Annotated in this window: 20 protein-coding genes; 13 read left to right on the forward strand and 7 right to left on the reverse strand. The window is 43.4% G+C overall.

Going from position 1 to position 26,867, the window contains the following annotated elements:
* Positions 1 to 89: 89 nt before the first annotated feature.
* The 4 genes from I5907_RS07410 to I5907_RS07425 all read left to right on the forward strand — a co-directional run bounded on the left by I5907_RS07410 (position 90) and on the right by I5907_RS07425 (position 9,553).
* Complete coding sequence (locus tag I5907_RS07410; RefSeq protein ID WP_196990077.1) at positions 90 to 3,536, forward strand: VCBS repeat-containing protein; 3,447 nt, start codon at positions 90 to 92, stop codon at positions 3,534 to 3,536.
* Positions 3,533 to 4,108 carry a hypothetical protein gene (locus tag I5907_RS07415; RefSeq protein ID WP_196990078.1) on the forward strand — a complete coding sequence of 192 codons (576 nt, stop codon included), beginning with the start codon at positions 3,533 to 3,535 and terminating at the stop codon, positions 4,106 to 4,108. Before I5907_RS07410 ends, I5907_RS07415 begins: the two co-directional genes overlap by 4 nt.
* A complete protein-coding gene (locus tag I5907_RS07420) occupies positions 4,108 to 7,524 on the forward strand; it encodes a VCBS repeat-containing protein (protein WP_196990079.1) in 3,417 nt (1,138 codons plus the stop codon). The genes I5907_RS07415 and I5907_RS07420 overlap by 1 nt, the downstream gene beginning before the upstream one ends.
* A gap of 295 nt (positions 7,525 to 7,819) precedes the next feature.
* The gene (locus I5907_RS07425; protein WP_196990080.1) at positions 7,820 to 9,553 is read left to right on the forward strand and encodes a GMC oxidoreductase; all 1,734 of its coding nucleotides are present in this window, start codon (positions 7,820 to 7,822) and stop codon (positions 9,551 to 9,553) included.
* Between the two features lie 179 nt (positions 9,554 to 9,732).
* On the opposite strand, the gene I5907_RS07430 is transcribed toward I5907_RS07425, so the two are convergent.
* On the reverse strand, positions 9,733 to 10,332 hold the full coding sequence (locus tag I5907_RS07430) for a DUF1684 domain-containing protein (RefSeq protein WP_196990081.1): 600 nt from the start codon (positions 10,330 to 10,332) through the stop codon (positions 9,733 to 9,735).
* Between the two features lie 109 nt (positions 10,333 to 10,441).
* Between I5907_RS07430 and I5907_RS07435 the strand changes: the two genes are divergently transcribed.
* Positions 10,442 to 10,903, forward strand: coding sequence for a low affinity iron permease family protein (locus tag I5907_RS07435; protein WP_196990082.1), 462 nt, complete (start codon positions 10,442 to 10,444; stop codon positions 10,901 to 10,903).
* Here I5907_RS07435 and dcd read toward each other — a convergent pair.
* The gene (dcd, locus tag I5907_RS07440; RefSeq protein WP_196990083.1) at positions 10,900 to 11,436 is read right to left on the reverse strand and encodes a dCTP deaminase; all 537 of its coding nucleotides are present in this window, start codon (positions 11,434 to 11,436) and stop codon (positions 10,900 to 10,902) included. The two genes, I5907_RS07435 and dcd, sit on opposite strands and share 4 nt — an antisense overlap.
* A gap of 98 nt (positions 11,437 to 11,534) precedes the next feature.
* Here dcd and I5907_RS07445 point away from each other — a divergent pair, with 98 nt between their 5' ends.
* The 4 genes from I5907_RS07445 to I5907_RS07460 all read left to right on the forward strand — a co-directional run bounded on the left by I5907_RS07445 (position 11,535) and on the right by I5907_RS07460 (position 15,823).
* Entirely contained in the window at positions 11,535 to 12,179 is a 645-nt protein-coding gene (locus I5907_RS07445; RefSeq protein ID WP_196990084.1) for a 4'-phosphopantetheinyl transferase family protein, read from the forward strand.
* 280 nt (positions 12,180 to 12,459) lie between these two features.
* The gene (serC, locus tag I5907_RS07450; protein WP_196990085.1) at positions 12,460 to 13,527 is read left to right on the forward strand and encodes a 3-phosphoserine/phosphohydroxythreonine transaminase; all 1,068 of its coding nucleotides are present in this window, start codon (positions 12,460 to 12,462) and stop codon (positions 13,525 to 13,527) included.
* 44 nt (positions 13,528 to 13,571) lie between these two features.
* On the forward strand, positions 13,572 to 14,807 hold the full coding sequence (locus I5907_RS07455; protein ID WP_196990086.1) for a DUF1015 domain-containing protein: 1,236 nt from the start codon (positions 13,572 to 13,574) through the stop codon (positions 14,805 to 14,807).
* Complete coding sequence (locus I5907_RS07460) at positions 14,804 to 15,823, forward strand: tetratricopeptide repeat protein (RefSeq protein WP_196990087.1); 1,020 nt, start codon at positions 14,804 to 14,806, stop codon at positions 15,821 to 15,823. Before I5907_RS07455 ends, I5907_RS07460 begins: the two co-directional genes overlap by 4 nt.
* Before the next feature lie 189 nt (positions 15,824 to 16,012).
* On the opposite strand, the gene I5907_RS07465 is transcribed toward I5907_RS07460, so the two are convergent.
* A complete protein-coding gene (locus I5907_RS07465; RefSeq protein WP_196990088.1) occupies positions 16,013 to 16,654 on the reverse strand; it encodes a hypothetical protein in 642 nt (213 codons plus the stop codon).
* A gap of 332 nt (positions 16,655 to 16,986) precedes the next feature.
* On the opposite strand from I5907_RS07465, the gene I5907_RS07470 reads away from it, so the two are divergent.
* Complete coding sequence (locus I5907_RS07470) at positions 16,987 to 17,592, forward strand: superoxide dismutase (RefSeq protein WP_196990089.1); 606 nt, start codon at positions 16,987 to 16,989, stop codon at positions 17,590 to 17,592.
* A gap of 70 nt (positions 17,593 to 17,662) precedes the next feature.
* Positions 17,663 to 18,292, forward strand: coding sequence for a hypothetical protein (locus I5907_RS07475; RefSeq protein WP_196990090.1), 630 nt, complete (start codon positions 17,663 to 17,665; stop codon positions 18,290 to 18,292).
* 45 nt (positions 18,293 to 18,337) lie between these two features.
* On the opposite strand, the gene yidD is transcribed toward I5907_RS07475, so the two are convergent.
* The 4 genes from yidD to I5907_RS07495 form a co-directional block, all read right to left on the reverse strand.
* On the reverse strand, positions 18,338 to 18,568 hold the full coding sequence (gene yidD, locus I5907_RS07480) for a membrane protein insertion efficiency factor YidD (RefSeq protein ID WP_196990091.1): 231 nt from the start codon (positions 18,566 to 18,568) through the stop codon (positions 18,338 to 18,340).
* Positions 18,543 to 18,944 carry a ribonuclease P protein component gene (locus I5907_RS07485; RefSeq protein WP_196990092.1) on the reverse strand — a complete coding sequence of 134 codons (402 nt, stop codon included), beginning with the start codon at positions 18,942 to 18,944 and terminating at the stop codon, positions 18,543 to 18,545. The genes yidD and I5907_RS07485 overlap by 26 nt, the downstream gene beginning before the upstream one ends.
* A 64-nt stretch (positions 18,945 to 19,008) precedes the next feature.
* The gene (gene rpmH / locus I5907_RS07490) at positions 19,009 to 19,164 is read right to left on the reverse strand and encodes a 50S ribosomal protein L34 (RefSeq protein WP_196990093.1); all 156 of its coding nucleotides are present in this window, start codon (positions 19,162 to 19,164) and stop codon (positions 19,009 to 19,011) included.
* Between the two features lie 230 nt (positions 19,165 to 19,394).
* On the reverse strand, positions 19,395 to 20,366 hold the full coding sequence (locus I5907_RS07495) for an EamA family transporter (RefSeq protein WP_196990094.1): 972 nt from the start codon (positions 20,364 to 20,366) through the stop codon (positions 19,395 to 19,397).
* Positions 20,367 to 21,228: 862 nt separating this feature from the next.
* Between I5907_RS07495 and I5907_RS07500 the strand changes: the two genes are divergently transcribed.
* Both I5907_RS07500 and I5907_RS07505 read left to right on the forward strand, forming a co-directional pair.
* Positions 21,229 to 22,485, forward strand: coding sequence for a hypothetical protein (locus I5907_RS07500; RefSeq protein ID WP_196990095.1), 1,257 nt, complete (start codon positions 21,229 to 21,231; stop codon positions 22,483 to 22,485).
* A 17-nt stretch (positions 22,486 to 22,502) separates the two neighbouring features.
* On the forward strand, positions 22,503 to 26,864 hold the full coding sequence (locus I5907_RS07505) for a DUF5977 domain-containing protein (RefSeq protein ID WP_196990096.1): 4,362 nt from the start codon (positions 22,503 to 22,505) through the stop codon (positions 26,862 to 26,864).
* Positions 26,865 to 26,867: the final 3 nt, after the last annotated feature.

Consider the following 26,867-nt stretch of genomic DNA (forward strand, 5'->3'; position numbering starts at 1 on the left):
CGCGCAGGAATAAGCCTGCAAAGACATGGTGGTGACTGTAACCTTGCTGCCTGCTGTTCCGAACGTACAAGGGAGTGACACAACAGGCGATGAGTAAACAATCTGCAGCTGGTCTCCAAACCCTTCTTACAGGTGTAACGGTAAAGCTGCTAACTTTAATAAAACTTGTGTGGATCAATAGATCAGATATTTTGCCGATTATGAAATATGTGTGTATTTGCCTGGTGATATGTGTAACTGCCTGTCGTGAAAATGATGACATAACAAAGCGTTTTACCTTACTTACCGCTACACAAACAGGAATAGATTTTGCCAATACCATTTCTTACACAGAAGATTTTAATCCATACACATTTCGTAATTTTTTTAACGGGGGTGGTGTTGCTGTTGGTGATATAAACAATGACAGCCTGCCGGATATTTTTTTCTGCAGTAACCAACAGTCCAACAAATTATATCTCAACAAGGGCAACATGCAGTTTGAAGATATTACAGTAAAAGCTGGTCTTGCAACAAGCAATGTATGGAGCACAGGCGTAACAATGGCTGATGTAAACGGTGACGGTTTGCCTGATATTTATGTATGTAAATCCGGAGATACCAGCAGCAATGAGCGCAGTAATGCTTTGTATATCAATAACGGTGATCTTACTTTTACAGATCAGGCAACAGCATACGGTTTAGACATCAAAGGACTTTCAACACATGCTGCATTTTTTGATGCTGACCAGGACGGAGATCTTGATTGTTACTTACTCACCAATTCATTTAAATCTGTAGGAAACTATGACCTGGTAAAAGACCAGCGGAATATAAGGGATTCACTCGGCGGGAACAGGTTGTACAGGAATGATGGTGCACATTTTACAGACATTACACAACAGGCCGGTATTTACAGCAGCAAGATAGGTTTTGGCCTGGGTGTTACTATTGCAGACGTCAACAATGATGGCTGGCAGGATATTTATGTTGCAAACGATTTTTTCGAAAAAGATTATTTATACCTCAACCGCCGGGACGGCACATTCAAAGAGGTGCTTGAGGAATGCATCAACGAGATTAGTATGAATGCAATGGGTGCAGACATTGCAGACATTAATAATGATGCGCTGCCCGAAATATATGTTACCGACATGCTGCCGGAAGATGATGCAAGAATGAAAACAAAAACAAACTTTGAGAACTGGGATAAATACAACTCCAACATCGCAAACGGTTACTACAAGCAGTTTGTAAGAAATACGCTGCAGCTAAACAATGGTGATGTGAACGATTCAGGCGGTGTCTGTTTTAGTGAGATCAGCCGGTTTGCACAGGTGGCTGCAACAGACTGGAGCTGGGGTGCATTGATAACAGATCTCGACAATGATGGATACAAGGACATTTATGTAGCCAATGGTATTTATAAAGACATTACAGACCAGGATTATATTCAGTATTCTGCCGGTGCATTTGCAGACATCAGGCAGAAGATACTGGACAAAAAGACGAATGTTATTACAGGGCTGATCGATCTTATTCCATCTGTTGCGGTCAGCAATTATGCGTTCAGGAATAACGGTGATCTTACGTTTACGAATAAGGCAGTGGAGTGGGGTTTAGACAATAAGGGTTTCAGTAACGGGTCAGCATATGGGGATCTGGATAATGACGGCGACCTTGATCTTGTGGTAAACAATGTAAACATGCCCTGCTATGTGTACCGCAACGAAAGCAACCGGCTGCAGGCAGCCAATAAGTATGTAACGGTACGGCTGCAGGGCGAAGGCAGGAACAGTTTTGGCATAGGCGCAAAGGTTACCGTGTATTACGATAGCGGTATAGCGTACCAGGAGCAGATGCCCATGCGAGGTTTTGAATCAACGGTAGATACGAAGCTGGTGTTTGGTATTGGCCAGGCAGCAAAGGTCGATTCAGTGGTGGTGTTATGGAATGGAGGCCGCAAAAGCGTGGTAAAAGATGTGGCAGCAAACCAGCAACTCACCATCCGTCAGAGCGAAGCCGGTCTTACAGCAGGCATACCCCATCCCATGACAGCCACGGGGTCATACGTGGTACATTCCCCATCCAACAGGGGTCTTGGTTATACACACCAGGAAAACGCTTTTGTAGATTTTGACCGTGACCGGCTCATCTACCATATGCTCTCCACGCAGGGGCCACATATAGCCAAAGGCGATGTAAATGATGACGGGCTGGAAGATGTGTACATCTGCGGCGCCAAAGACCAGGCGGGTGCACTGTATATACAAACAGCAGCAGGCACTTTTAAAAGCAGCAATGAGGCATTGCTGGCAAAAGACCAGGCAAGCGAAGATACCGATGCCCTTTTCTTCGATGCAGATAATGATGGCGATGCAGACCTGTATGTATGCAGCGGCGGCAATGAGTTCTCACCCAATGCCACCGCCCTCATCAGCCGTTTATACATCAATGATGGCAAAGGCAGTTATACAAAATCACCACAGGTATTACCCGGTTATATATTTGAGAGCAGCAGTTGCGTGGCCGCAGCAGATTATGATGGCGATGGCGACCTGGATTTGTTTACGGGCACAAGACTAAAACCCTTCAGCTACGGTACGGTATGCAAAAGTTATATACTCGAGAACAATGGCAAAGGTGTTTTCAAAGATGTTACGGCAACAGTGGCGCCAACGCTAAACCAGGCCGGTATGGTAACCACGGCACAGTGGTTCGATTACGATAATGATCACTGGCCCGATCTTGTAATAGCCGGGGAGTATATGCCGGTAAAGATCTGGCATAATGAGAAAGGGTTGCTGAAAGAAGTAACCACCGCGGCAGGTATGGGCAAAACCAATGGCTGGTGGAACAGGCTACAGACAGCTGATGTAAACAACGATGGCTATGCAGATATTATAGCAGCCAACCATGGTTTAAACTCGCGGTTCAGGGCTACGGAGCAAAAGCCCGTAACGATGTATGCGGGAGATTTTGGCAATAACGGTACAATAGAGCAGCTAATCACGTGCTACAACGGAGACAGCGCCTACCCGATGACGTTACGGCACGACCTGGTAGCCGTACTGCCGGCATTGAAGAAGAAATACCTGAAGTATGAAAGTTACAGGAACCAGACGATCGGGGCGGTATTAAGCAAAGAGCAGTTGGCAGGCGCCACAAAAAGCGAAGCCTATACCATGTCCAGTACGGTGTATATCAACAATAAGAACGGCACCTTTACAGCCAGGCAGTTACCGTGGCAGGCACAGCTAAGCAGTATGTATGCCATAGCAACGGCAGACTATAACAAAGACGGTCATACAGACATACTTATGGGAGGTAATTTTTACGAGAGCAAGCCGGAGGCCGGCATATACGATGCCAGCTACGGGGTGTTACTGCAGGGAGATGGCAGCGGCGGTTTTACAGCAGTCAGCGCACGGCAGAGTGGTATAAACATACGTGGTGCAGTAAGAGACATCGTCAGCATTAGCACTGCCACCGGCAACACATTACTCCTCATCGCCAAAAACAATGAGGCACTGGAAATTCTTATGTTTAAAAAATGAAAACAGTTTATTTTATAATATTCGTTTTTTTACTGGCTGCATGTAAAGAAAGCAGCATGCAGCAGTACAACCAGCTTGTGCAAAAAGAATTGTCAACAGGCAAACGCGTTGATACACTTTTTTATGGCATTGCTTTCGGAATGGATCTCAGGCAGTTTTATAAACACTGCTGGGAATTGAATAAGCAAGGCATCTTTACAGACGGCACAAACAACAGGGCCATTTTGTATAAGCTGAATAACCATGAGTTGAAACACGATGCGTCCATGAATTTTTTTCCCGAAATGGCGGGTGATAAAATTTATAAAATGCAGGCAACTTTTCAATACAATGCATGGGCACCGTGGAACAAACACCTGTATGCAGACAGCCTGTTGCCCGATGTGCTGCAGTTTTACCGGCAATGGTATAGAGACGGCAATCCATTTATACAGATCAGTGATGAGGAAAAAGGAACCATCTATGTTAAAGTAGATGGCAACCGGCGCATAACCATTGGCCGTTTCGATGACAGGATTGTTAAAGTAGATTACACAGATTTATCCGTAACAAACGCAACAGTGAACGAGTAATGTTTCAGCAACGTAATAACAGCAGGAGATTTTTTTTATGTACCGGGCAGCAACAAAACTATGTGGCTGCTGTTGCGTCGCACACTTGTACTTTTATAGCAATACTCGGCATGATGCTGTCTGTTATACTGTTACAGGCATCCTGTAAGGGCAGCGGTAAAAAAGAAGATACATTGTTTCAACAGCTCAATGCTTCACAAACAGGTATAGATTTCAGTAACAATCTTTCGTACGATGCCAGGTTCAATATTTATACGTATCGTAATTTTTATAACGGTGGTGGTGTTGCCATCGGCGATATCAACAACGACAGTTTGCCTGATATCTTTTTCACGGCCAATATGCTGTCCAATAAATTGTACCTGAACAAAGGCAATATGCAGTTTGAAGACATTACTGCAAAAGCGGGTATTGGTAAAACTGGTAAATGGAGTACCGGTGTAAGCATGGCAGATGTAAACGGAGATGGTTGGATAGACATTTATGTATGCAACAGCGGCGATATAAAAGGAGACAACAGGCAAAACGAATTATACATCAATAACAGGAATGGTACGTTTACAGAAAGTGCGGCAGCATATGGTTTAGACGACCGTGGGTTATCCACGCATGCTGCCTTTTTTGATTATGATCACGACGGAGACCTGGACATGTACCTGCTCAATAATTCTTTTAAAGCCATTGGCAGTTTCAACCTGCAGCGCAATGAAAGAGCTATAAGAGATTCTGCCGGTGGCGATAAACTTTTCAGGAATGACGATAATCATTTTACAGATGTAAGCGGGCAGGCCGGTATTTATGGAAGTGTCATCGGTTTTGGTTTGGGTGTAACGGTGGGTGACCTTAACAACGATGGCTGGCAGGATATCTACGTTTCAAACGATTTTTTTGAGCGCGATTATTTATACATCAACCAGCAGGATGGCACATTCAAAGAAGTTCTGGAAGAACAGATGATGAGCATCAGCAATGCTTCAATGGGTGCAGACATGGCAGATATCAACAACGACGCCGCACCTGATATTTTTGTTACAGAAATGCTGCCCGAAGACGATGCTTCTATAAAAACAAAAACAACATTTGAAACATGGGATAAATACCAGCTTGACCTTAAGTATGATTACTACCACCAGTTTACGCGCAATATGCTTCAGCTGAATAATGCCAACAATACATTCAGCGAAATAGGCAGGATGGCCGGCGTAGCTGCAACAGACTGGAGCTGGGGCGCATTGATAACAGATCTTGATAATGATGGAAAGAAAGATATTTTCGTTGCCAATGGCATATACCAGGACCTTACCAATGAAGACTACATCCAGTATGTATCAAACAGTAAATTTTATAACGAAGTAGCAGAAGGTAAAGCAGATTTCAAAAAACTGATCGATCTTATTCCATCTGTTGCGGTCAGCAATTATGCGTTCAGGAATAACGGTGATCTTACGTTTACGAATAAGGCAGTGGAGTGGGGTTTAGACAATAAGGGTTTCAGTAACGGGTCAGCATATGGGGATCTGGATAATGACGGCGACCTTGATCTTGTGGTAAACAATGTAAACATGCCCTGCTATGTGTACCGCAACGAAAGCAACCGGCTGCAGGCAGCCAATAAGTATGTAACGGTACGGCTGCAGGGCGAAGGCAGGAACAGTTTTGGCATAGGCGCAAAGGTTACCGTGTATTACGATAGCGGTATAGCGTACCAGGAGCAGATGCCCATGCGAGGTTTTGAATCAACGGTAGATACGAAGCTGGTGTTTGGTATTGGCCAGGCAGCAAAGGTCGATTCAGTGGTGGTGTTATGGAATGGAGGCCGCAAAAGCGTGGTAAAAGATGTGGCAGCAAACCAGCAACTCACCATCCGTCAGAGCGAAGCCGGTCTTACAGCAGGCATACCCCATCCCATGACAGCCACGGGGTCATACGTGGTACATTCCCCATCCAACAGGGGTCTTGGTTATACACACCAGGAAAACGCTTTTGTAGATTTTGACCGTGACCGGCTCATCTACCATATGCTCTCCACGCAGGGGCCACATATAGCCAAAGGCGATGTAAATGATGACGGGCTGGAAGATGTGTACATCTGCGGCGCCAAAGACCAGGCGGGTGCACTGTATATACAAACAGCAGCAGGCACTTTTAAAAGCAGCAATGAGGCATTGCTGGCAAAAGACCAGGCAAGCGAAGATACCGATGCCCTTTTCTTCGATGCAGATAATGATGGCGATGCAGACCTGTATGTATGCAGCGGCGGCAATGAGTTCTCACCCAATGCCACCGCCCTCATCAGCCGTTTATACATCAATGATGGCAAAGGCAGTTATACAAAATCACCACAGGTATTACCCGGTTATATATTTGAGAGCAGCAGTTGCGTGGCCGCAGCAGATTATGATGGCGATGGCGACCTGGATTTGTTTACGGGCACAAGACTAAAACCCTTCAGCTACGGTACGGTATGCAAAAGTTATATACTCGAGAACAATGGCAAAGGTGTTTTCAAAGATGTTACGGCAACAGTGGCGCCAACGCTAAACCAGGCCGGTATGGTAACCACGGCACAGTGGTTCGATTACGATAATGATCACTGGCCCGATCTTGTAATAGCCGGGGAGTATATGCCGGTAAAGATCTGGCATAATGAGAAAGGGTTGCTGAAAGAAGTAACCACCGCGGCAGGTATGGGCAAAACCAATGGCTGGTGGAACAGGCTACAGACAGCTGATGTAAACAACGATGGCTATGCAGATATTATAGCAGCCAACCATGGTTTAAACTCGCGGTTCAGGGCTACGGAGCAAAAGCCCGTAACGATGTATGCGGGAGATTTTGGCAATAACGGTACAATAGAGCAGCTAATCACGTGCTACAACGGAGACAGCGCCTACCCGATGACGTTACGGCACGACCTGGTAGCCGTACTGCCGGCATTGAAGAAGAAATACCTGAAGTATGAAAGTTACAGGAACCAGACGATCGGGGCGGTATTAAGCAAAGAGCAGTTGGCAGGCGCCACAAAAAGCGAAGCCTATACCATGTCCAGTACGGTGTATATCAACAATAAGAACGGCACCTTTACAGCCAGGCAGTTACCGTGGCAGGCACAGCTAAGCAGTATGTATGCCATAGCAACGGCAGACTATAACAAAGACGGTCATACAGACATACTTATGGGAGGTAATTTTTACGAGAGCAAGCCGGAGGCCGGCATATACGATGCCAGCTACGGGGTGTTACTGCAGGGAGATGGCAGCGGCGGTTTTACAGCAGTCAGCGCACGGCAGAGTGGTATAAACATACGTGGTGCAGTAAGAGACATCGTCAGCATTAGCACTGCCACCGGCAACACATTACTCCTCATCGCCAAAAACAATGAGGCACTGGAAGTATTGCAACTGGTAAAACAATAATATAGTTTAGTATTAGTTTAATAATGAATGCAGCACATCTCATTTTTACCTTTAGTTTTCAGGCGGAAGAAAGGAGTTAGACAAGACGACTTAAACGGCAGATTGTATTGCTGCAGTTTATACTGTAAATAAAACCGCCGGGCAGGAACGCTGCAGCCGCCATAAAAAGCGGAACGCACAAGTGAGTGACACAACAGGCGATGCCATAAAAAACAACAGCGGGTAAAAACATCATTAACAAAATAGGCAACTGCAATCTTTAATGCTTGTCTGAAATCAATAAAAAACAACCAACATGCCCGGAGATTCACTGAATGTAAATAACAAAGCGGTTGCACAAAATACATACGATGCAATTGTGGTAGGGTCTGGTATAAGCGGTGGCTGGGCCGCAAAGGAACTTACCGAAAAAGGGTTGAAAGTGCTGATGCTCGAACGTGGGCCAAAGCTCGACCACATCACCGGTTATAAAACTGCGGGCTATAACCCGTGGGATTTTCCGCACCGCGGCCGTGCACCTCTGCAATACAAAAAAGATAACCCTGTTATTGCAAGAGACTGGGCTATGTATGGCACGGCAGCGCAGGAAGCCATAACGCAATATTGGGTAAATGAAAAAGAATCGCCTTACGTGGAGGAAAAACCCTTTGCCTGGTGGCGCAGTTACCAGGTGGGTGGGCGTTCTATTCTGTGGGGCAGGCAAAGCTACCGCCTGAGCGATATGGATTTTGAAGCAAACCTGAAAGATGGTGTTGCTGTTGACTGGCCCATACGCTACAAAGATTTGGAAAAATGGTATGGCTACGTAGAAACATTTGCGGGCATCAGTGGCAGCAGGGAAGGGCTTTCTCATTTACCCGATGGCAACTTTTTGCCACCGATGGATTTAAACTGCGCAGAGAAAGATGTGGCAGACAGGATTAATAGTTTTTATAAAGGACAACGCCACATGTTTATTGGCCGAGTGGCAAACCTTACAAAAGAAATACCTGGCAGAACCAAATGCCAGTTCCGCAACCGCTGCTGGGAAGGTTGCCCGTTTGGCGGCTATTTCAGCACACAATCTTCTACATTACCTGCGGCTATGGCAACCGGTAATTTAACGGTACGGCCATGGAGCATTGTAACAAAACTTATTTACGATAAAGACACACAGCAGGCAAAAGGCGTAGAGGTGCTGGATGCAGAAACCAACCAAACCTACGAGTTTTGGTCAAAGGTTGTTTTTGTAAACGCATCGGCACTAAACAGTACGTGGATATTGATGAACACCGCCACAGACATATGGCCGGATGGTTTAGGCAGCAGCAGCGGAGAGTTGGGGCATAACGTAATGGATCATCATTATATGCTGGGGGCCAGCGGCATGGTAGAAGGTTTTGAAGACAAATATTATTATGGCCGCCGCGCCAATGGTTTTTATATACCACGTTTTGTAAACATGAACGGCGATAAGAGAGATTTCCTGCGTGGTTATGGTTACCAGGGCAGTGCCAGCCGCCAGGGGTGGAGCAGGGATATTGCAGAACTGAATATAGGCGCAGCTTACAAAGAAGCCTTAACAGAACCAGGCGCATGGACCATTGGTGCAACCGGGTTTGGAGAAATACTGCCATACCATGAAAACAAAATATACCTGAGCAAAGAGGTAAAAGATAAATGGGGTTTGCCAGTGCTTACCATGGATGCAGAGCTGAAAGAAAATGAGCTGAAGATGCGTAAAGACATCATTAAAGAACTGGTTGCCATGTTTGAAATGGCGGGCATAAAAAACATCAGCACATGGGATAGTAAAGTATATGCCGTAGGCCAGGGCATACATGAAATGGGTACTGCACGTATGGGCCGCGATGCAAAGACATCTGTACTCAATGGCAATAACCAGGTGTGGGATGCAAAGAATGTGTTTATTACCGATGGCGCATGTATGACAAGCAGCGCATGCCAGAACCCATCGCTTACCTACATGGCACTTACTGCTCGTGCGGCAGACTTTGCGGTAACAGAATTAAAAAAAGGAAACCTGTAGATATAGGTAAGCTGCAAGTTTTCTTTGAGACGTATTTTAAAATAAGTAAAAAAATTATGATCCGGGCGGCAGTATAAGCATTGGGCTGCCGTTGCGTCGCACTCTTGTACGTTCGGCTCTTTACGCAGCAAGTTTACAGTCTTGCTGCGTTTTTTGTTACAATGCGCCGGTTATAGTGGTTAATATTTTACGCCTGCTTCAATCTTTACCGGAATGTAGTTTTCCCTTGGCGGTATGGGGCAGTTATAACCTTCAGTATAAGCGCAGTAAGGGTGGTACGCTTTGTTGAAGTTAATGATCATCGTGTCTGCACGTGGAATGGTAAGATCGATATAGCGGCCACCACCATAGGTTTCTTTGCCACTGGTTGCATCTCTGAAAGGAATAAAAAGATAGTTCCTGTATTGTCTTTGTTTGGTAAGGCTTACAGACTGGTAAACATTCAGTTTATAAGGTTTGCCATCAATGCTAAAATGCGCTTCGCCATACTTTACATATTTCTTGGTTACGCTGCCCGATGTTGGCATTTCAAACATTTTTTCACCCTTCGTTCTTACAAAGGAGGCTGTTACCACGTACTGCATTGCTGCCGGAAAAAAGTGAATACCCTTGAATTCCTTTTTAGCGTCAGCGCTTAAGGGTGATAAAGAATCTGTACTGTATTCATGCAGCAGTTCTTCCTGGAACCGGTGTATGTCGTTTAGTATAGCAGTATCAGGCTGAGCGTGTACTGCCGTTAAAAAAATACTGCACAGCAGCAGCATTAAAAGCTTTCTCATGTATCCGGATGTTTATGCAGCGAATATAACCAGCTTATTGCATGCATTGTATGATAAACAAACTTAAACATTGTAATTTCAGGTAAGATAAATTGTAAAACACACCAACATGGTACATCATAAAAAGGGCATAGCAAGAGTATTTGATGTTTTCTCTACCAAAGTAACGAAAGCTACCGGCAGTCCAAGTGCATTTATTATTGCATGCTTTATCATTCTTACATGGAGTCTTACAGGCCCGCTGTTCGGATTTTCAGATACATGGCAACTGGTTATAAATACCGGCACAACCATCATAACATTCCTGATGGTCTTTGTAATTCAGCAATCGCAAAACAAAGACACGGTGGCTTTGCACCTTAAGCTGAATGAACTTATTGCTGCAACAAAAGGAGCAAGTAACAGGCTGATAGATGTAGAAGATCTTACGGCACAGGAACTCGAGGTAATTAAGAAGTTTTACATTAAGCTTTCCAGGCTGGCAAAAGAAGAAGCAGATATAACCTGCACACATTCTTACGAAGAAGCAGAAGAACTGCACATGCGAAAAGCTGATAAAGACCGCAGCTAGAATTTATTCTTCCACATCATACTTTCAATCGGTTTATCCGGCTGTCCGCTGTATTTGGCATTTTTCTTCTGGTTGTATTTAATTTCAATCTCACCGTCTACAGGAAAATAAATAAGCTGGCCAACGGGCATGCCTTTATACACTTTTACGGGTTGCTTTACCGATATTTCGAGTGTCCAGTGGCCACAAAAACCAACATCTCCTTTACCTGCCGTTGCATGAATGTCGATACCCAGCCTGCCGGTAGATGATTTCCCTTCCAGGAATGGCACATGTGCATGTGTTTCGGTATATTCCATTGTTACGCCCAGGTAAAAGATATGCGGGTATAATACAAAACCCTCTTCCGGTATTTCAAAATATTCTATCTCGTTGTGCTTTTTGGCGTCCAGTATATGCTCGCGGTAAGTAGCCAGCCATTTGCCCAAATGCACATCGTAGCTGTTGCTGCCAAGACAATCGCGGGTATAAGGTACAAGTTTAATGGTACCTTTTTCCATTTCTTCCAGTATGCGCAGGTCTGATAGAATCATGTAGTAAAATTTTTAAATGCCCGCTTTGCTGTTTAGCGGGTAACCAAATGTTTTGCAAATAAATCGTAATTCTGCAATCTAAAATCAGCAAACTTATTTTGTCGCTCTTTTATCAACATAATATTAACGAACACTCAAAGCTGGGCATCTGGAAGATTGAAGAAAGCGAAGATTTTTTCCTGGCGCAGGTGCCTGTACAACGCACCATAACACACCCGCACAAGCGTTTGCAACACCTGGCCGGGCGTTACCTGCTAAAACAGCTCGTGCCCGATTTTCCATACAACGAAATAGTGATTGCAGATACCCGCAAACCATACCTGCCTTACGAGCAATACCATTTTTCTATTTCTCATTGTGGTAATTACGCTGCGGCTATTGTAAGCAGCAAAGAACGGGTGGGTATAGATATTGAAATACCTTCTTACAAGATCAACAGGATAAGCCATAAGTTTTTGAATGAAACGGAGCGTTTACATTTTGGTATACATGATGCAGCGGCGGATGGTGCAGCGAATAAACTGCTAACCGTATTATGGAGTGCAAAAGAAGCTGTATTTAAGTGGTGGGGCTGGGGCAGCGTGGATTTCAGTAACCACATACTGCTACAGCCGTTTTATGCTGCACAGGAAGGTGCATTCAATGCTTTGTTTGTAAGACAGTCACAACAATTCAGCCTGTTGCTGCACTATAAAATGTTTGATGAGCTCTGCTTATCGTGGGTTAGTTCTGCAGGCGGCTAAACCAGGCAAACGCTATAACGCTCATACGTGTACACTTCAACAAGCATTTGTATACAGCACGTTGTAGCCTGCATGATAACCCTGTAACCGAAACGCTGCAGCCGCCATAAAAAGCGGAACGCACAAGTGAGTGACACAACAGGCGATGCCACAGGGAACAACTGCCTGTTAACAAAAAAACTGCTGTGATAATCAATAAGTATTTTTTGTCGCTAACAATTGTTATTAACAGTGCATTGTACACAATTCCGTTATTTTGCAGCTCAATTGAAGGGAACATATGAAGATGCATAATTTTAACTCCGGCCCTTCTATTCTTCCTAAAGAAGTAATGGAACAGGCTGCTGCTGCAATCTATGATTTTAACGGTGTGGGTTTATCAATTCTTGAGATAGGGCATCGTACATCGTGGTTTGGTGCAGTAATGGACGAAGCAAGAGCATTGGTAAAAGAGCTGATGGGTATTGGTGATGCGTACGAAGTGTTGTTTTTACATGGCGGTGCATCTACGCAGTTTATGCAGGTTCCCATGAACCTGTTAGATACAGATGAAACGGCTGCATATATAGACAACGGCATTTGGGGAACGAAGGCTGTAAAAGAAGCGAGGTTGTTTGGTAATGCTGTTGTGGTCTCTTCGACAAAGGATAAAAATCATTCTTACATAGCGAAAGCATTTACAGTACCTGCCGGTGTAAAATATTTGCATTACACTACTAACAATACCGTAGAAGGCACGCAGTGGCATAGTTTTCCTGCAACAGATGTGCCGCTGGTTGCAGATATGAGCAGCGATATTTTCAGCCGTCCTTTTGATTATTCAAAGCTTGCACTTATATATGCCGGTGCCCAGAAAAATATGGGTGCCGCAGGTGTGAACATTGTTGTTGTAAAAAAAGACATGCTTGGTATTAAGCGTGCCATACCGGCAATAATGAATTACCGCAATCATATAGAAGCGGGCTCACTGTTAAATACGCCGCCTGTGTTTGCTGTGTATGTTGCATTGCTTACGCTCAGGTGGATAAAAAGAGAAGGTGGTCTTGCCGAAATGGAAAAACGTGCAAAGGAAAGGGCTGCTCTTTTTTACGACACGCTGGATGCATTGCCGGCTTTTAAACCATTGGTGGTAAAAGAAGACCGTAGCATGATGAATGCTACTTTTACAACGGTGCGCCCTGAACTGGAAGACACTTTTGTTGCGCTTTGCAAACAAGAGGGTATGGTAGGCGTGAAAGGCCACAGGAGTGTAGGCGGCCTGCGTGTAAGCATGTACAACGCTTTACCGCTAAGCAGTGTGCAGGCAATCGTAGATTTAATGAAAGACTTTTCTGATAAGAATGCATGATTATTGCTGTAAAGAGTCGTCTTAAAAAAACAACCGCATAGTTAATGAGTATAATAAAACCGTTTAAGGCTTTGCGTCCGCAGGCACAGTTTGCGAAACAGGTAGCAAGCAGACCGTACGACGTATTAAGCAGTGCAGAGGCAAGAAAAGAAGCACAGGGCAACCCTGCCAGTTTTTTACACATCACCAAAAGTGAAATAGATCTGCCCGAATCGGCAGACATACACAGCCAGCAGGTATATGACGCAGCAAAAGAAAACCTGACTGCTTTTCTCAAAAGAGATATTCTTTTTAAAGAGAACAAGGAGTGTTACTACGTTTACCGTTTAATAATGGATGGCCGCAGCCAGACAGGTCTTGTATGTGTAAGCAGTGTAGATGACTACGAAAATGACATTATTAAAAAACACGAATTTACAAGACCGGAAAAAGAACAGGATCGCATTAACCACATTAAAACAACAGGTGCCCAAACCGGTAATGTGTTCCTGGCTTACCGCAATGTAGCTGCGCTGGATGAACTGATCGATAAATGGATGCAGACCAAAACAGCCGTGTATAACTTTACGGCAGATGATGGCATAGAACATGCCATCTGGATCATCAACGATTCTGCGGTAATAGAAAAAATATCTGCGCTGTTCAAGGAAGAAGTGTCCTGCACCTATATTGCAGACGGCCACCACCGTGCCGCCTCTGCAGCCAAAGTGAGAAAAGCCTTGGGTAAAGATGCATCAGCAGATGCAGGCTATTTTCTTACCACCTTATTCCCGGCCAGCCAGTTGGCAATTATGGATTATAACCGCGTTATTAAAAACCTGAATGGCCACACTACCGAAGCCTTGCTGGAATTATTATCAGCAGACTTTACTATTGAACCGCAGGGCCGCAAAGCTTATAAGCCACAGCAGTTGCACGAGTTCGGTTTTTACACAGAAAGAAAATGGTATAAACTAACTGCAAAAGAAGGTACATATACAACAGACCCGATTGGTATTTTAGATGTGACCATTCTACAGAACAATATACTGGGTAAACATCTTAATATACACGACCAGCGTACAGACAAGAACATTGATTTTGTAGGTGGTATACGTGGTTTGGGAGAGCTGGAAAACAGGGTAAACAGCGGCGAAATGGCTGCAGCATTCAGTTTATACCCTGTTAGCATAGAGCAGTTATTTGCCATTGCAGACTCGGGTAATGTAATGCCGCCGAAAAGTACCTGGTTTGAGCCAAAGCTGAGAGATGGCCTGTTAACACATCTTATTACTGAATGAAAAAGATCTTACACCAACTTATCGTAATCATCGGTTGCCTGGTAATGACCACGCATGCTTTTGCGCAGGATGCAGAAGCATTGCATGAGACAGGCAGAAGTTTTATGCGGCAGGGAGATTTTCCTTCCGCATTACAGGCTTTTGATAAAGCACTTGCTATTAAGCCGGATGCAATCGATATTTTAAAAGATAAGGCGTTTGTATATTACCTGCAAAGAGATTTTGCATCAACCATAGAACTAAGTAAAAAAATTACTGAGCGCGAAGATGCAGATGCGCAAAGTTTCCAGATACTGGGCCTAGCCTATAAAGCTATCGCAGAAACGAAGGAAAGTGAGAAAATGTATAAAAAAGCATTGACCAGGTTTCCTAAAAGCGGTGCGCTTAACTGCGATTATGGTGAGTTTATTGCTGCATCTAACCCGGCAGATGCAATCAAGTACTGGGAGAAAGGTATAGAAGCAGATCCTAACTATAGCGGCAATTATTATTTTGCTACAAAGTATTATGCACAAAAAGGAAATATTATCTGGGGTCTGTTGTACGGAGAGATTTTCGTCAATATTGAAAGCCTCAGTAAGCGGTCAGAAGAAATAAAAACCATTCTGTTTGGCGGTTACCGTAAACTGTTTGATGATCTGTCTATACTTGATAATCCAAAACAAAACGGTACACCATTTGAAAAAGCGGTGGCGCAGAATCTGTCAGATCTTACCTCGTTTGGCAGGTTTGGCATTACGCCGGAAATGCTCACAGCGTTAAGGGCACGTTTTATTCTCAACTGGTATAGTAACAGCCAGTCCAAAGGCCTGGTATTCCCGCTGTTCGAGTACCAGCGCAGGCTATTGCGGCAGGGCCATTTTGATGCATACAACCAGTGGCTGATCGGTACCAATGCAGATGCACAAAAATATACGCAGTGGGTACAGCAGCATGGCGAAGAAGTAAAAGGTTTTCAGCAATACCAGCGCAGTAACCTGTTTAAAATTCCTGCGGGGCAATACATGTTACATTAGTTAGGTAACCGGCAGCAATCCATTACTCATCGTTCCTTGCGTCGCACTCTTGTACTGCATAATTAATGGCAGCAGCTAACCCCGCTCAAAATCAATTCCCGAATAGTACCACAGGCCTGTAAGCTATACAATATAAAAGCCCCATTACCGGGGCTTTCGTTTGTAATTTCCAATACCACTTTCAAATCTTTAGCCGAGCACATTGCTCTTTCTTAAATCTTTTATCACAGACCTTGCATAGTCATAGGTAAGTACACTCATGGTAGAAGGGTCGTTACTTTGTGTCTGCACCGAGTAAAGCAGCTTCTGGCTGTTTACATCGTACAGGTTTGTTTCAAAAGTATAGTTGATGTTTGTCTGGTAATAGCCACTTCTAAAACCAGGCATGTAATAGGGCCTGTAATAGTAGCCCCACGGCCTGAATGCGTATGGACCATAGAAACCATTGTTCCAGTTATTATTGGGCACATAGCTTCTTTCTTTTGTCTTGTCCATAAGGCCAATGGTTATTACACCGTCAACGTTGTTTTGTTTCGCCATTCTCACAGCTTTATCACCACTTACATTCTGGAAGCTTTTGGGGCCGTAAACACTGTAAGAGGTTATAGCATCGTAGCCTTGTGTTTTTAGTTGTTTTACCAGTTGTTCTTCCATGTCCCTGCGCAGGTTCCTGTTTTTATCATCGAATAAACCCACCACAATAATCTTCTTCATTTTAGCGGTACTTTCAACACTGCCGGTATCGTTCCAGCTACTGGTTATTTTAGAGCTGCTGCAACTTGCCAGTACAAGTATAAACAGGGGAATCATTAAATACATTAGCTTTTTCATACGCACTGTTTTTTATGTGTAGTTATTGTTTTAATGTTTATTGGATGCAAAGAGAATGCGATAGCTTAATGATTGCCGAAAGGTTAACATTGCGTTTTACAAATTCCTTTAACAAACACGTAATTGCTGCGAAGATGGTTGCTGCATAGCGATAAGAACGTACAGGAGTGCGACGCAACGGAAGCTAAATGCATGTAATGCAGCCGGGCTCAAAAAATGAAACTTTCGCGTTACGAAACTATTCACTTTATTATTGGGCTGTTGAACGATGATTGGTTAAATTTGTTATCCTATTTCAAACAATAGATTGTTAATCTAAAAAAATCAATAGTATGGCATTTACACTACCTGCGTTGCCTTATGCACATGAAGCATTAGAGCCGCATATCGACACGCTGACCATGCAGATACATCATGGTAAACACCACCAGGCATATGTAGATAATCTGAATAAAGCAATAGCCGGCACTGAAAACGAAAACAAAAGCATTGAAGAGCTTGTGGCTAATGCGGGTAAAATATCTCCTGCTGTAAGAAACAACGGCGGCGGACACTGGAACCACACGTTTTTCTGGGAAAGCCTTGCGCCCAATGCAGGCGGTGTACCATCCGGTGCACTTGCAGAAGCTATAAACGCTGCCTTTGGCAGTTTTGATGAGTTTAAAACCAAATTTAATGCTGCAGGTGTTGGCCGCTTTGGCAGTGGCTGGGCATGGCTGATTGCAAAAGACGGTAAAGTGGAAATCTCTTCCACACCAAACCAGGATAACCCATTGATGGATGTTGCGGAGGTAAAAGGTACACCACTTTTGGGGGTAGATGTGTGGGAGCACGCCTATTACTTAAAGTACCAGAATAAGCGCCCGGACTACCTGGCTGCCATCTGGAACGTAATAAGCTGGGATAAAGTTGCTGAGCGTTTTGCAGCGACAAAATAAATAATAAACTTTGTTATCTTTCAAGTCCTGTAATACACTTGCAGGACTTTTTATTTAAAACATTTTGATCATGAGAATTACATTATTACTTGCTGCTGCGGGTGCTGCGTTTTTCGCTTCTTGTGGTGGCGGCGCTGCTGAAAAATTATTGGTCTATACAAACAATGGTGCATCAATAAACGAAGCAGCAAAAGAAATTACCATCAAAGACACTTTCGGCCACAACGAAAAAGAGATTGTTTTTAAAAGCGGCGATAAAGCTGCAATAAATGTAAAAGCTGCTGACGGCAATAAATCAATTGAAATTCCCGGTGCAGGATATTACGTGGTAAATGCTAAAGCCAGGGATACGATCATTGGAGGTTTTCAGAAATACTCTGCGCCAGACCAGGCAAACCGTGTAATGACACAGGAACAACTGGCGCGTAATATTGACTCACTTAAGCAGATGCTTACCGGCAGTAATATCAGTGAAGCAAAGAAAACTTTTTTTATACCACCTTACAGTGCGGCAAAAATTACCGATAACGCTGATGCATTTATTGTTGGTCCTTATCACAGAATGACCTCAATTGAAAAAGTAGGCGACAAAGACCCTGAAGTGTACCGTTTTTACAGTGTAAGAGAAATAAGGGAGACAATTGGTAAGCTGGAGAAACTTACCGGCGCCGGCCCCGCGGCAGACAGCACAGGTAAATAAAAATACACCGGTTATTTAACAAGCTACCAGCAACGGTAGCTTTTTTTATGGAACCGGATCGTGTCCATGCCCGCCCCACGGGTTGCAACGGGCAATTCTTTTGATGGTTAACCAGAAACCCTTCAATAAACCGTATTTTTTGAAAGCTTCCAGGCCATATTGCGAACAGGTAGGTGTAAACCGGCACTTAGGGCCAATAACCGGTGAAATGACCAGCTGATAAAATCGTATAAGCCAGATAAACGGGTAACTAAGTATTTGCAGCACTCTTTTCATGCAATTGTTTTATAAGTCTTTCCAGCGCCTGCTGCATTCTGTGTTTGAGCATGGCAAACTCAGGCAGCGTTTTGTCTGTATACAAAAAAAACAATGCTACCTGTTTATGCTGTTCTTCCAGGAATGTGGTTAACGGCGTTTTTTGTGTGCGGTAAGCTTCCCTTAGTAAACGTTTAATGCGGTTGCGGTCAGCAGCTTTTTTAAAATTGCGGCTGCTGGTGCCCACGCCTGCCTTTACAATATGATCAGCATTTACAGGCAGGTAAAAAACTTTTACAGGAAAAACACTGAATGTTTTACCCGTTTTAAAAAGCTGCTCTGTAAGCTTCCTGCTTTTTAGTTTTTCGTTTTTGCCGAATGTAAATTGTGTTGCCATGTAAACAGAAAAAGCCCCATCACAAAGATGAGGCTTAAATATTATCGTTTATAACCTGATCGTATTACTTTAACGGTCTTTCGTCAGAAACTGTAAGTTTCTTACGACCTTTCGCACGGCGGCTTGCTAAAACTTTACGGCCATTGGCAGTTTGCATGCGCTGGCGGAAACCATGAACAGATTTACGGCGGCGTGTATGCGGTTGAAATGTACGTTTCATATTAAATTTTTTACTAACCCTTTAATCTTGTTTCAACTACCAGGAAACAGTCACCATCACTGCCTCCTTGTGAAAGGACGGCAAAGGTAAGGCAAAATTTTTTACAAGCGGTGTTCAACGCAAACTTTTTTAGGCGCTATGCACGAATAATTACACTGCCAGATAGCGTATTACAGCAGGTGCGCCGCAAAAGCCGTGGCCGTTTAAATATCTTTCCCGGCTATTTTCTGTCAGGCAGCTTTGGCCGCTACGCCGTTTTTAGCTGCCGGAGCTTTCTGCTCATTCCGTTGCCTGGCAATATTGATAAGCACCACGCTCGCAAGAATAATAGCAAGACCTGCCACCTGTATCATACTCATTTTTTCACCCGCCAGCAATACACCCAACAGCACCGCCACAACCGGGTTTACATAAGCATAGGTACTAACCTGTGTTGCTGGTCTTACCTGTAAAAGCCAAACATAGGCGCTATAGCCAGCCAGCGACCCCATGATAACAAGGTAGATCATAGACCACCATGCCACGTCACTAACCGATGCTACGGTAAAACTGCTCCATTCCCCGGCAATAAAGCTGAAAAGAAAAAAGGCAAGGCCAGCCGCAAGCATTTGCCAGGTGGTATTAACCAATGCTGTGCCACTGCCTTTGTATTTGGAATACAACGAACCGCCGGCCCAGCTTATGCAGCCCGCCACCAGCACCAGCAAACCTGTAACCTGTGCAAGACTACCCGTTGATGAAAAAGCTTCCGATACACCCTCGCTAAACAGCAGCACAACACCAACAAAGCCCACGGCCAAACCTGTTATTATGTAACCGCTGCCGAAGTTTTCTTTCCATTTCGGTTTATCAAGTATTACAAACCACAATGCTGATGAAGAAACAAGTACCGCAACCAGCGAACTGGGCAATTTTCTTTCAGCCCATATTACTGCCCCGCTGCCTATAAATAACAACAGGCAACCCGCTATGGAAGCAACCATTACCTGTTTAGCGTTCCACAATTTTTCACCTTTTGCAATACACCATGCCATCATAATAACACCAGCCGCAATAAAGCGCATGGCGCCCATTATAAACGGGGGAATGTCGTGCACTGCTTTTTGAATAAAGAAATATGTGGAACCCCATACCAGGTAAACCGTGGCAAAGGCTACGATAACCATAAATGTAGATGCTTGCTGTGTGTGGGTAGTGTTCATAACCGGTGGCAATTTTGGTCAGCGCTCAAAGCGTTAATATAAAGAAAATTTCCGTTACACTTTTTCAGCGTGCAGGCTGATAGGTAAATTTCGCAGAGGTATGCCTGCTATTTGTAAAGCGGTAAATCTTGAAGCAATGAACAAGAAGCATGATTTTTTGCAGGTGTGCAGATTTTTTTTGTACAGGCTGCATTACTACTATCATCTTTGGTTGTGTCACTCACTTGTACGGCAACAAGTAATGCAGCATTGTGTAACACGCGGTGTTTTTTACACGCATCATGCTGGTGTTGCATAAGCGAAACGATATCGTTGCTGTACCCGATGCGGGCTTGCTAAAACACAACGCTGCAGTCGCCATACAAACGGAACGCACAAGTGAGTGACACAACAGGTGATGCCATGAAAAACAATAGCTGGCTACAAAATTTACATGCCACCTTTTTAAAACCTGCACCAAATATAAAAGCCTGAACACGCCATGCTTTACAACAAGAATTTGAGTATAACTGTATAGCCTTGCCTGTTCTTATAATCGCTATATAATGCATTATAAAAAATTTTAATTTGAATAGTTGCGCCAAATTCATTTTTTTGTATCGTCAACCATACATTTTTCTGAGCTAACCGCTAACACCACATTACATAAACTTTTAAGGTCTAAGCCCTATTTATGCGATATGCTATTGCCTTGCTGTGTATTGCCATATGCACAAGCGTTTATTGTCAAAACTCAACTGTAAGCCTGGAAGATTCTTCGGGTGTATTGAAATTTCCGGAAACGTGTTTAAATCAAATCAGCCGGAAGTATGCTGCACTTAATAGGCAGGTGCAGCTACACAACAACAAGGTGCTTGTGCGCATGATGGAGCAAGAAGCGAGGCTAAGGAAAAAAGTAATGCAAAGTGATAGTATAACTGCAGTAAGACTTTTTGATGGTGTAGCCGGGCGGTACGGAGCGCTGCAAAAACAGGGGGCAACACATAGTGGCGCGGCAGCAAATTTAGCAGAATATATTCCCGGGCTTGACAGCGTGAAAACAACGCTTTCATTTCTGCTACAGCAAGGATCATTGCCTGAATTATCCGTAAAAAATGCAGGGCAGTTAGCTGGTACAATGAGTGTTGCAAACGAACTGGAAACTAACCTTGACCGGGCATGCGATATACAGTCTTTCGTAACTGCGCGTGAAGCGCAGCTAAAGGCTGCTCTTTCGAATACCATGTTTGCAAAAGAACTGCAACGTTTAAATAAAGAAGTATTCTACTACCGGCAAAGGGTTATGGAATACAAAGCTATTTTGAATGACAGAAAAAAGCTGGAAGCTAAATTACTGGCTACAGTTGAGCAACTGCCTGCGTTTAAGCAGTTTATGAGCAGACATGGTTTCCTGGCCCGGCTTTTTCCGGCAAATGCCGATTTTGGAACGGCTGCCGGCCTGGTTGGTTTGCAAACAAGAACAGGTTTGCAAACATTGATCGGTCAACGTTTACCCGCAACACCCGCAAATGTCATTTCTCCTGCGCAATATGTTCAACAACAGGTTCAACAAACACAGGCTGACCTGGCGCTTTTAAAAGAAAAACTAAAAGGTTATGAATACGTAAGCAGTGACATGACTATACCTGATTTTAAACCCAATGAACAGCATACAAAAAAACTCCTGCAGCGGGTGGAATACGGAATCAATATTCAAAGCGAACGCAGCCGCGGTCCTCTGCCATCTACAAGTGATATAGCCATTCATGCCGGGTATAAATTAAATGACCGAAGCAGTTTTGGCGTAGGCATGAGCTATAAACTTGGCTGGGGTACCGGATGGAACAACATACGTTTTAGTCATCAGGGTATAGGACTCAGGAGTTATGTTGATATAAAAGCGAAAGGAAGCATTTGGATAAGCGCAGGCTATGAGTATAATTATGTAAGTGAATTCAAAGAACTGAGTGATATCAAAAACATTGATGTGTGGGAACGCAGTGGTTTAATTGGTATAACGAAAAAGTATGCAATAGGCAAGAAGAAGGAAGGGAAAATACAAGTACTGTATGACCTGCTTGCGACAAAGCAAATACCACAAGCTTCACCAATTAAATTCCGTATCGGGTACAACCTTTAAAGAATAGACAACGTCATATGAACCTTAAACAATCAATCCTTGGCTTTACTGGTCTATTGCTAATTGCAGCAGCGCTTAATGCCCAAACTGCAACCACGGCCTACCAACCCAAGATCATCCCACCATCGCCCAATGCAGCAAGTATTGCAAAATTCGTTGATGTTCCGGTAAGCCCGTATACAGGTACGGCAGATGTAAGCATACCATTTTACACGGTAAAAACAAAATCCATTTCTGTGCCCGTATCCATCAGCTATCATACGGGAGGCATCAGACTTGCAGAAGAAGCAGGTCTTGTGGGCCTTGGATGGGCATTAAGCACTGGCGGACAGATCAGCAGGACAATTAATGACAAGGATGATTTTGAAGGCAATTATTTCAATGGCAGCCTTCCTGTAGATTTTCCTGAACCAAAAGGCAGGTTATCTCCACATAATTTCGCTTATGAAACAAGCAGCACTCCATGGCTATACACATTCAGGTGTAACTATCGTGTTTACACGCCCACGGGCAGTGTGAGCTATTTTCCGACTATGCCATATTTCAATTCTTATGATAAAGAACCCGATCTCTATAACTTCAGTTTTCCGGGTGGTGGTGGCAAATTCATCATTGGTCGTGACGGAAAAATCATTCTTCAAAAGCAGGAGAATTTTAAGATTGAATATGGAACCAATGGTGATTATTTCGTGATAACAGATGACCATGGGAATAAGTTCTATTTTAATGATAAAGAATATTTACAGGAAGCCACTGGCTCAGCACCACCGAAAATAAGTTCATGGCAACTATCAAAAATTATAACGCCTCAAAAAGATAGTATTGAATACAATTACATTGATAATAACAGCTCATGGACATTTGTAAAAGGGAATACACATGAAACACTCAGAAAGGGAGTGGGCGGTATGGAAGATCCAATCTATAGTAACGACGTGGGCACATTTTATCTTAATAAAACGCTGCAGAACATTGATTGGGAGAATGGGCAGGTGCAATTTGAATATGAGACCCGTGATGATTTGCAGGACGGCCGGAAATTATCATGCTTAAAGGTTTTTGCCAAAGATCAATCAGGTCTGCATTATCAGAAGGAGCACAAACTTTACTATAGTTATTTCAATCCTGTTGTGGGTGGTAATGCATTTGAATTTTTACGTCTTAGGCTTGACAGTGTAAAGGAGATCTCCGGAAATATTAAATTAACTCCCTATGTATTCAACTACAATATGCCTACTACCCAAACTTCACTTATGGGTAAGCATTATTCAAGCGTTGATCATTGGGGTTATTTTAACGGCGTTGCAAATGCAATTTCCACCAGCTCTGGATTAGATTTTCAAAAAGGTTTTACACCAGAATTTAGAGGGATAGCATTTATCAACAATGTTTCCGTTTACCTGGATTTGCCTGGAGCTAACAGGGAACCCAATAGCGGTTTTATGACAGCGTTTTCTCTGCAAAAGGTGCAATATCCAACCGGTGGCAGTACGGAGTTTGCTTACGAACCAAATTACTACGATTACGACAGTTCTAAAGGAGGGCCTGATGGAAAAGATTTTGAGTACACGAAGACGGTAACAAAGGCCGTGGACATCGTAGTAAATAACAACGGAACTTACACAGGGACTGTAGACTTTTCCGATATATATTTAACTTCTTATACAAACACAAATGCTAACCTGACGGTATCCTTCAGAGCATCAAGCAGTGAACGGCTAAATTACTACCACAACAATTTGAGTTTTGGCAAAATTCAATTTACGTTTAATGGTAACACAACAGATATTGTAACAAGCGGGCTTCAGTGTAGCGGAACGATGACAGGCAATAACTGTTCGGGTATGGTATACTCTAAATCATCCGATCTAATCATATCATCACCCACAACTTACTCCTGGACTGGTTATATAGATCCGTCGATAGTGATTGCAAATGGCAGTAATCCCGGATTTATGGAAATTAAAGCGACTATTACTTATCAAACACCCGTGCATCGTACTACTACCATGATGATGGCCGGTGGTCTTAGAGTGCAGTCTATCACTGACTACACTGCAACCGGAGCAATAGCCAAGAAAAAAGTATATAATTACGGTTACAAAGAAGATAGAAATTCCGATGGAACGCAGGAGTCTTATTCGTATGGCAAATTAATGGGCTACGTTTCTTATGCAAGAAACGAAGTACTTGAAACCTCTCCAAGCCCAGGAAATTATACTTACAAAATATCTTTATCCAGGTATTCAAGCAGCATATCTAACATCACCAGTTTCTCTTCTGGAAACATCGTGGGATATAGCCACGTTGAAGAACGTACTATTGATCCAAGTAATGACGATGATAATGGTAAAATAGTTTACACATTTTATAATACCTCAGATACTTCATTTAATTATGCAGGCAGCAGGCTGCCGGGAACAAATAATCTTCCGAGTAATCTAAATGGACTTACAAAATCAAAAACCATTTTTAAGGTTTTAGGTAGAGGTTATAATGAATTGTCAAGCACAAAGTACTATTACAGTACGGCAAATAGAATCATTTATAATTGCGCAAAATTTACACATTACGTTAATGCCACGGCATATAACAATAATATAGGCGGAATTGAACCCTGTCATACGGACGTAAACGGTAACCCTATACCATCTCTAGATGCGTGCGATTGTCCAAATGACCTGGATTCAGCAACATGGCAATTAATGGCTTGCTTTTACCCGGCAATCAGTTCTGAAAGAGTATTACTGGACTCTACAGTGGAAAAGGTATATGACCAGCAGGTTTCTTCTAAAGCTGCTACTACGCGAACCTATCACTACTATGATAATAACAAGCATTACCAGCTTACCAGGAGCAAAATGTGGGACAGCAAATCAAACACGCTGGTTAGCAGCCTTAAATACCCGCAGGATTATATTACCAGTGGCATTTATACCGGTAATGCTATTCTCGACAGCATGATTGGTCGCAATATGATTGGCGAAGTAATTGAGAAAAGGGACAGTATTTATTATGCAGGCTCCTCTACAGGCTACGTTAAAGGTGCACAGTTAAGCAAATACAGGTTTCTTACAGCAAATGTATTGGGGCTGGATAAACAATACCAGTTATCAATCTCATCACCCATTACAAATTTCCAGCCCTTCGCTGTAAGTGGCAGTTCAACCAGCCAGGATAGCAGATACAGGCAAATGATCAGTTTTGATGGTTATGATAATGATTACAACATTTTACAATTCACTGTACCAAATCAACCTACAGGCTCATTTATTTATGATTACAATGGACAATACCCTGTAGCCCAGATAGTCAATGCAACGAGTGACCAGGTCGCGTACACATCGTTTGAGTCAGACGGAAAAGGAAACTGGAATAATTATACAGGCGTAATTACAAATGCTACCGCTTCATCCCCACCTCCGACAGGCAATAAGTATTATAATCTCACAGCTGCTGCAATTTTATCTAAAGGCGTGACCAGCGGCAAAACTTATATTCTTTCGTACTGGAGTAAGAACGGCTTGTACACAATCACCGGTGGAGGAACTCCCGTTAATGCTACCGGTAAAACATTAAATGGATGGACATATTACGAACAAAAATTTACAGCGGCCGGTTCGTCAATCACACTCTCCGGAACAGGGGCAATAGATGAAGTGCGTCTATATCCTTTTGATGCGCAAATGACTACTTACACTTATGATGCCTTCGGTAATACAAAAGCAGTTTGCGATATTAATAACAGGCCCACTTACTATGAGTATGATGCATTTCAAAGACTGCGTGTTATAAGAGACCAGGACAGGAATGTTATAAAAAAGATATGTTATAATTATGCAGGTCAGCCATCCGCTTGCGAAGGAAAGACATTTACAAATACTGCACAATCGCAAAATTTCCGGCGATCAAACTGTAGCCCTTCTTACTACAATGGCAGTACGGTCGTGTATACTGTGCCGGCTAATACATATTTTTCTGAAATCAGTGCTGAGGATGCCAATCAGCAAGCTTTGGATGATATAAGCGCCAATGGACAAAATTATGCGAATACAAACGGGACATGTGCTGCGCCTGCAATGATTAGCCTAAAGTATGTAAATCCAGGCTCTACGTCTATGACTGCCAAATTTAAACATGTGCCTTCAGGCGTCACCTATACATTCACCCTAAGTCCAGCGGTGACCTTACAAACAACGGTTGGACAAATCATGGAGGGGGGACCTTATGACGTCACAATTACACCTAACAGCGGTCTGTACTCATATAATTTCCAGGTATATAGCTATATGCAAATGAATACAGGCAGCTTCAATTATTTGAACATGCCTTCAATCTGTGTTACCTGCGCAACGGTTTCGATAACCAATCAACATTAAACT

It is taken from the genome of Panacibacter microcysteis (assembly GCF_015831355.1).
Lineage (GTDB): Bacteria > Bacteroidota > Bacteroidia > Chitinophagales > Chitinophagaceae > Panacibacter > Panacibacter microcysteis.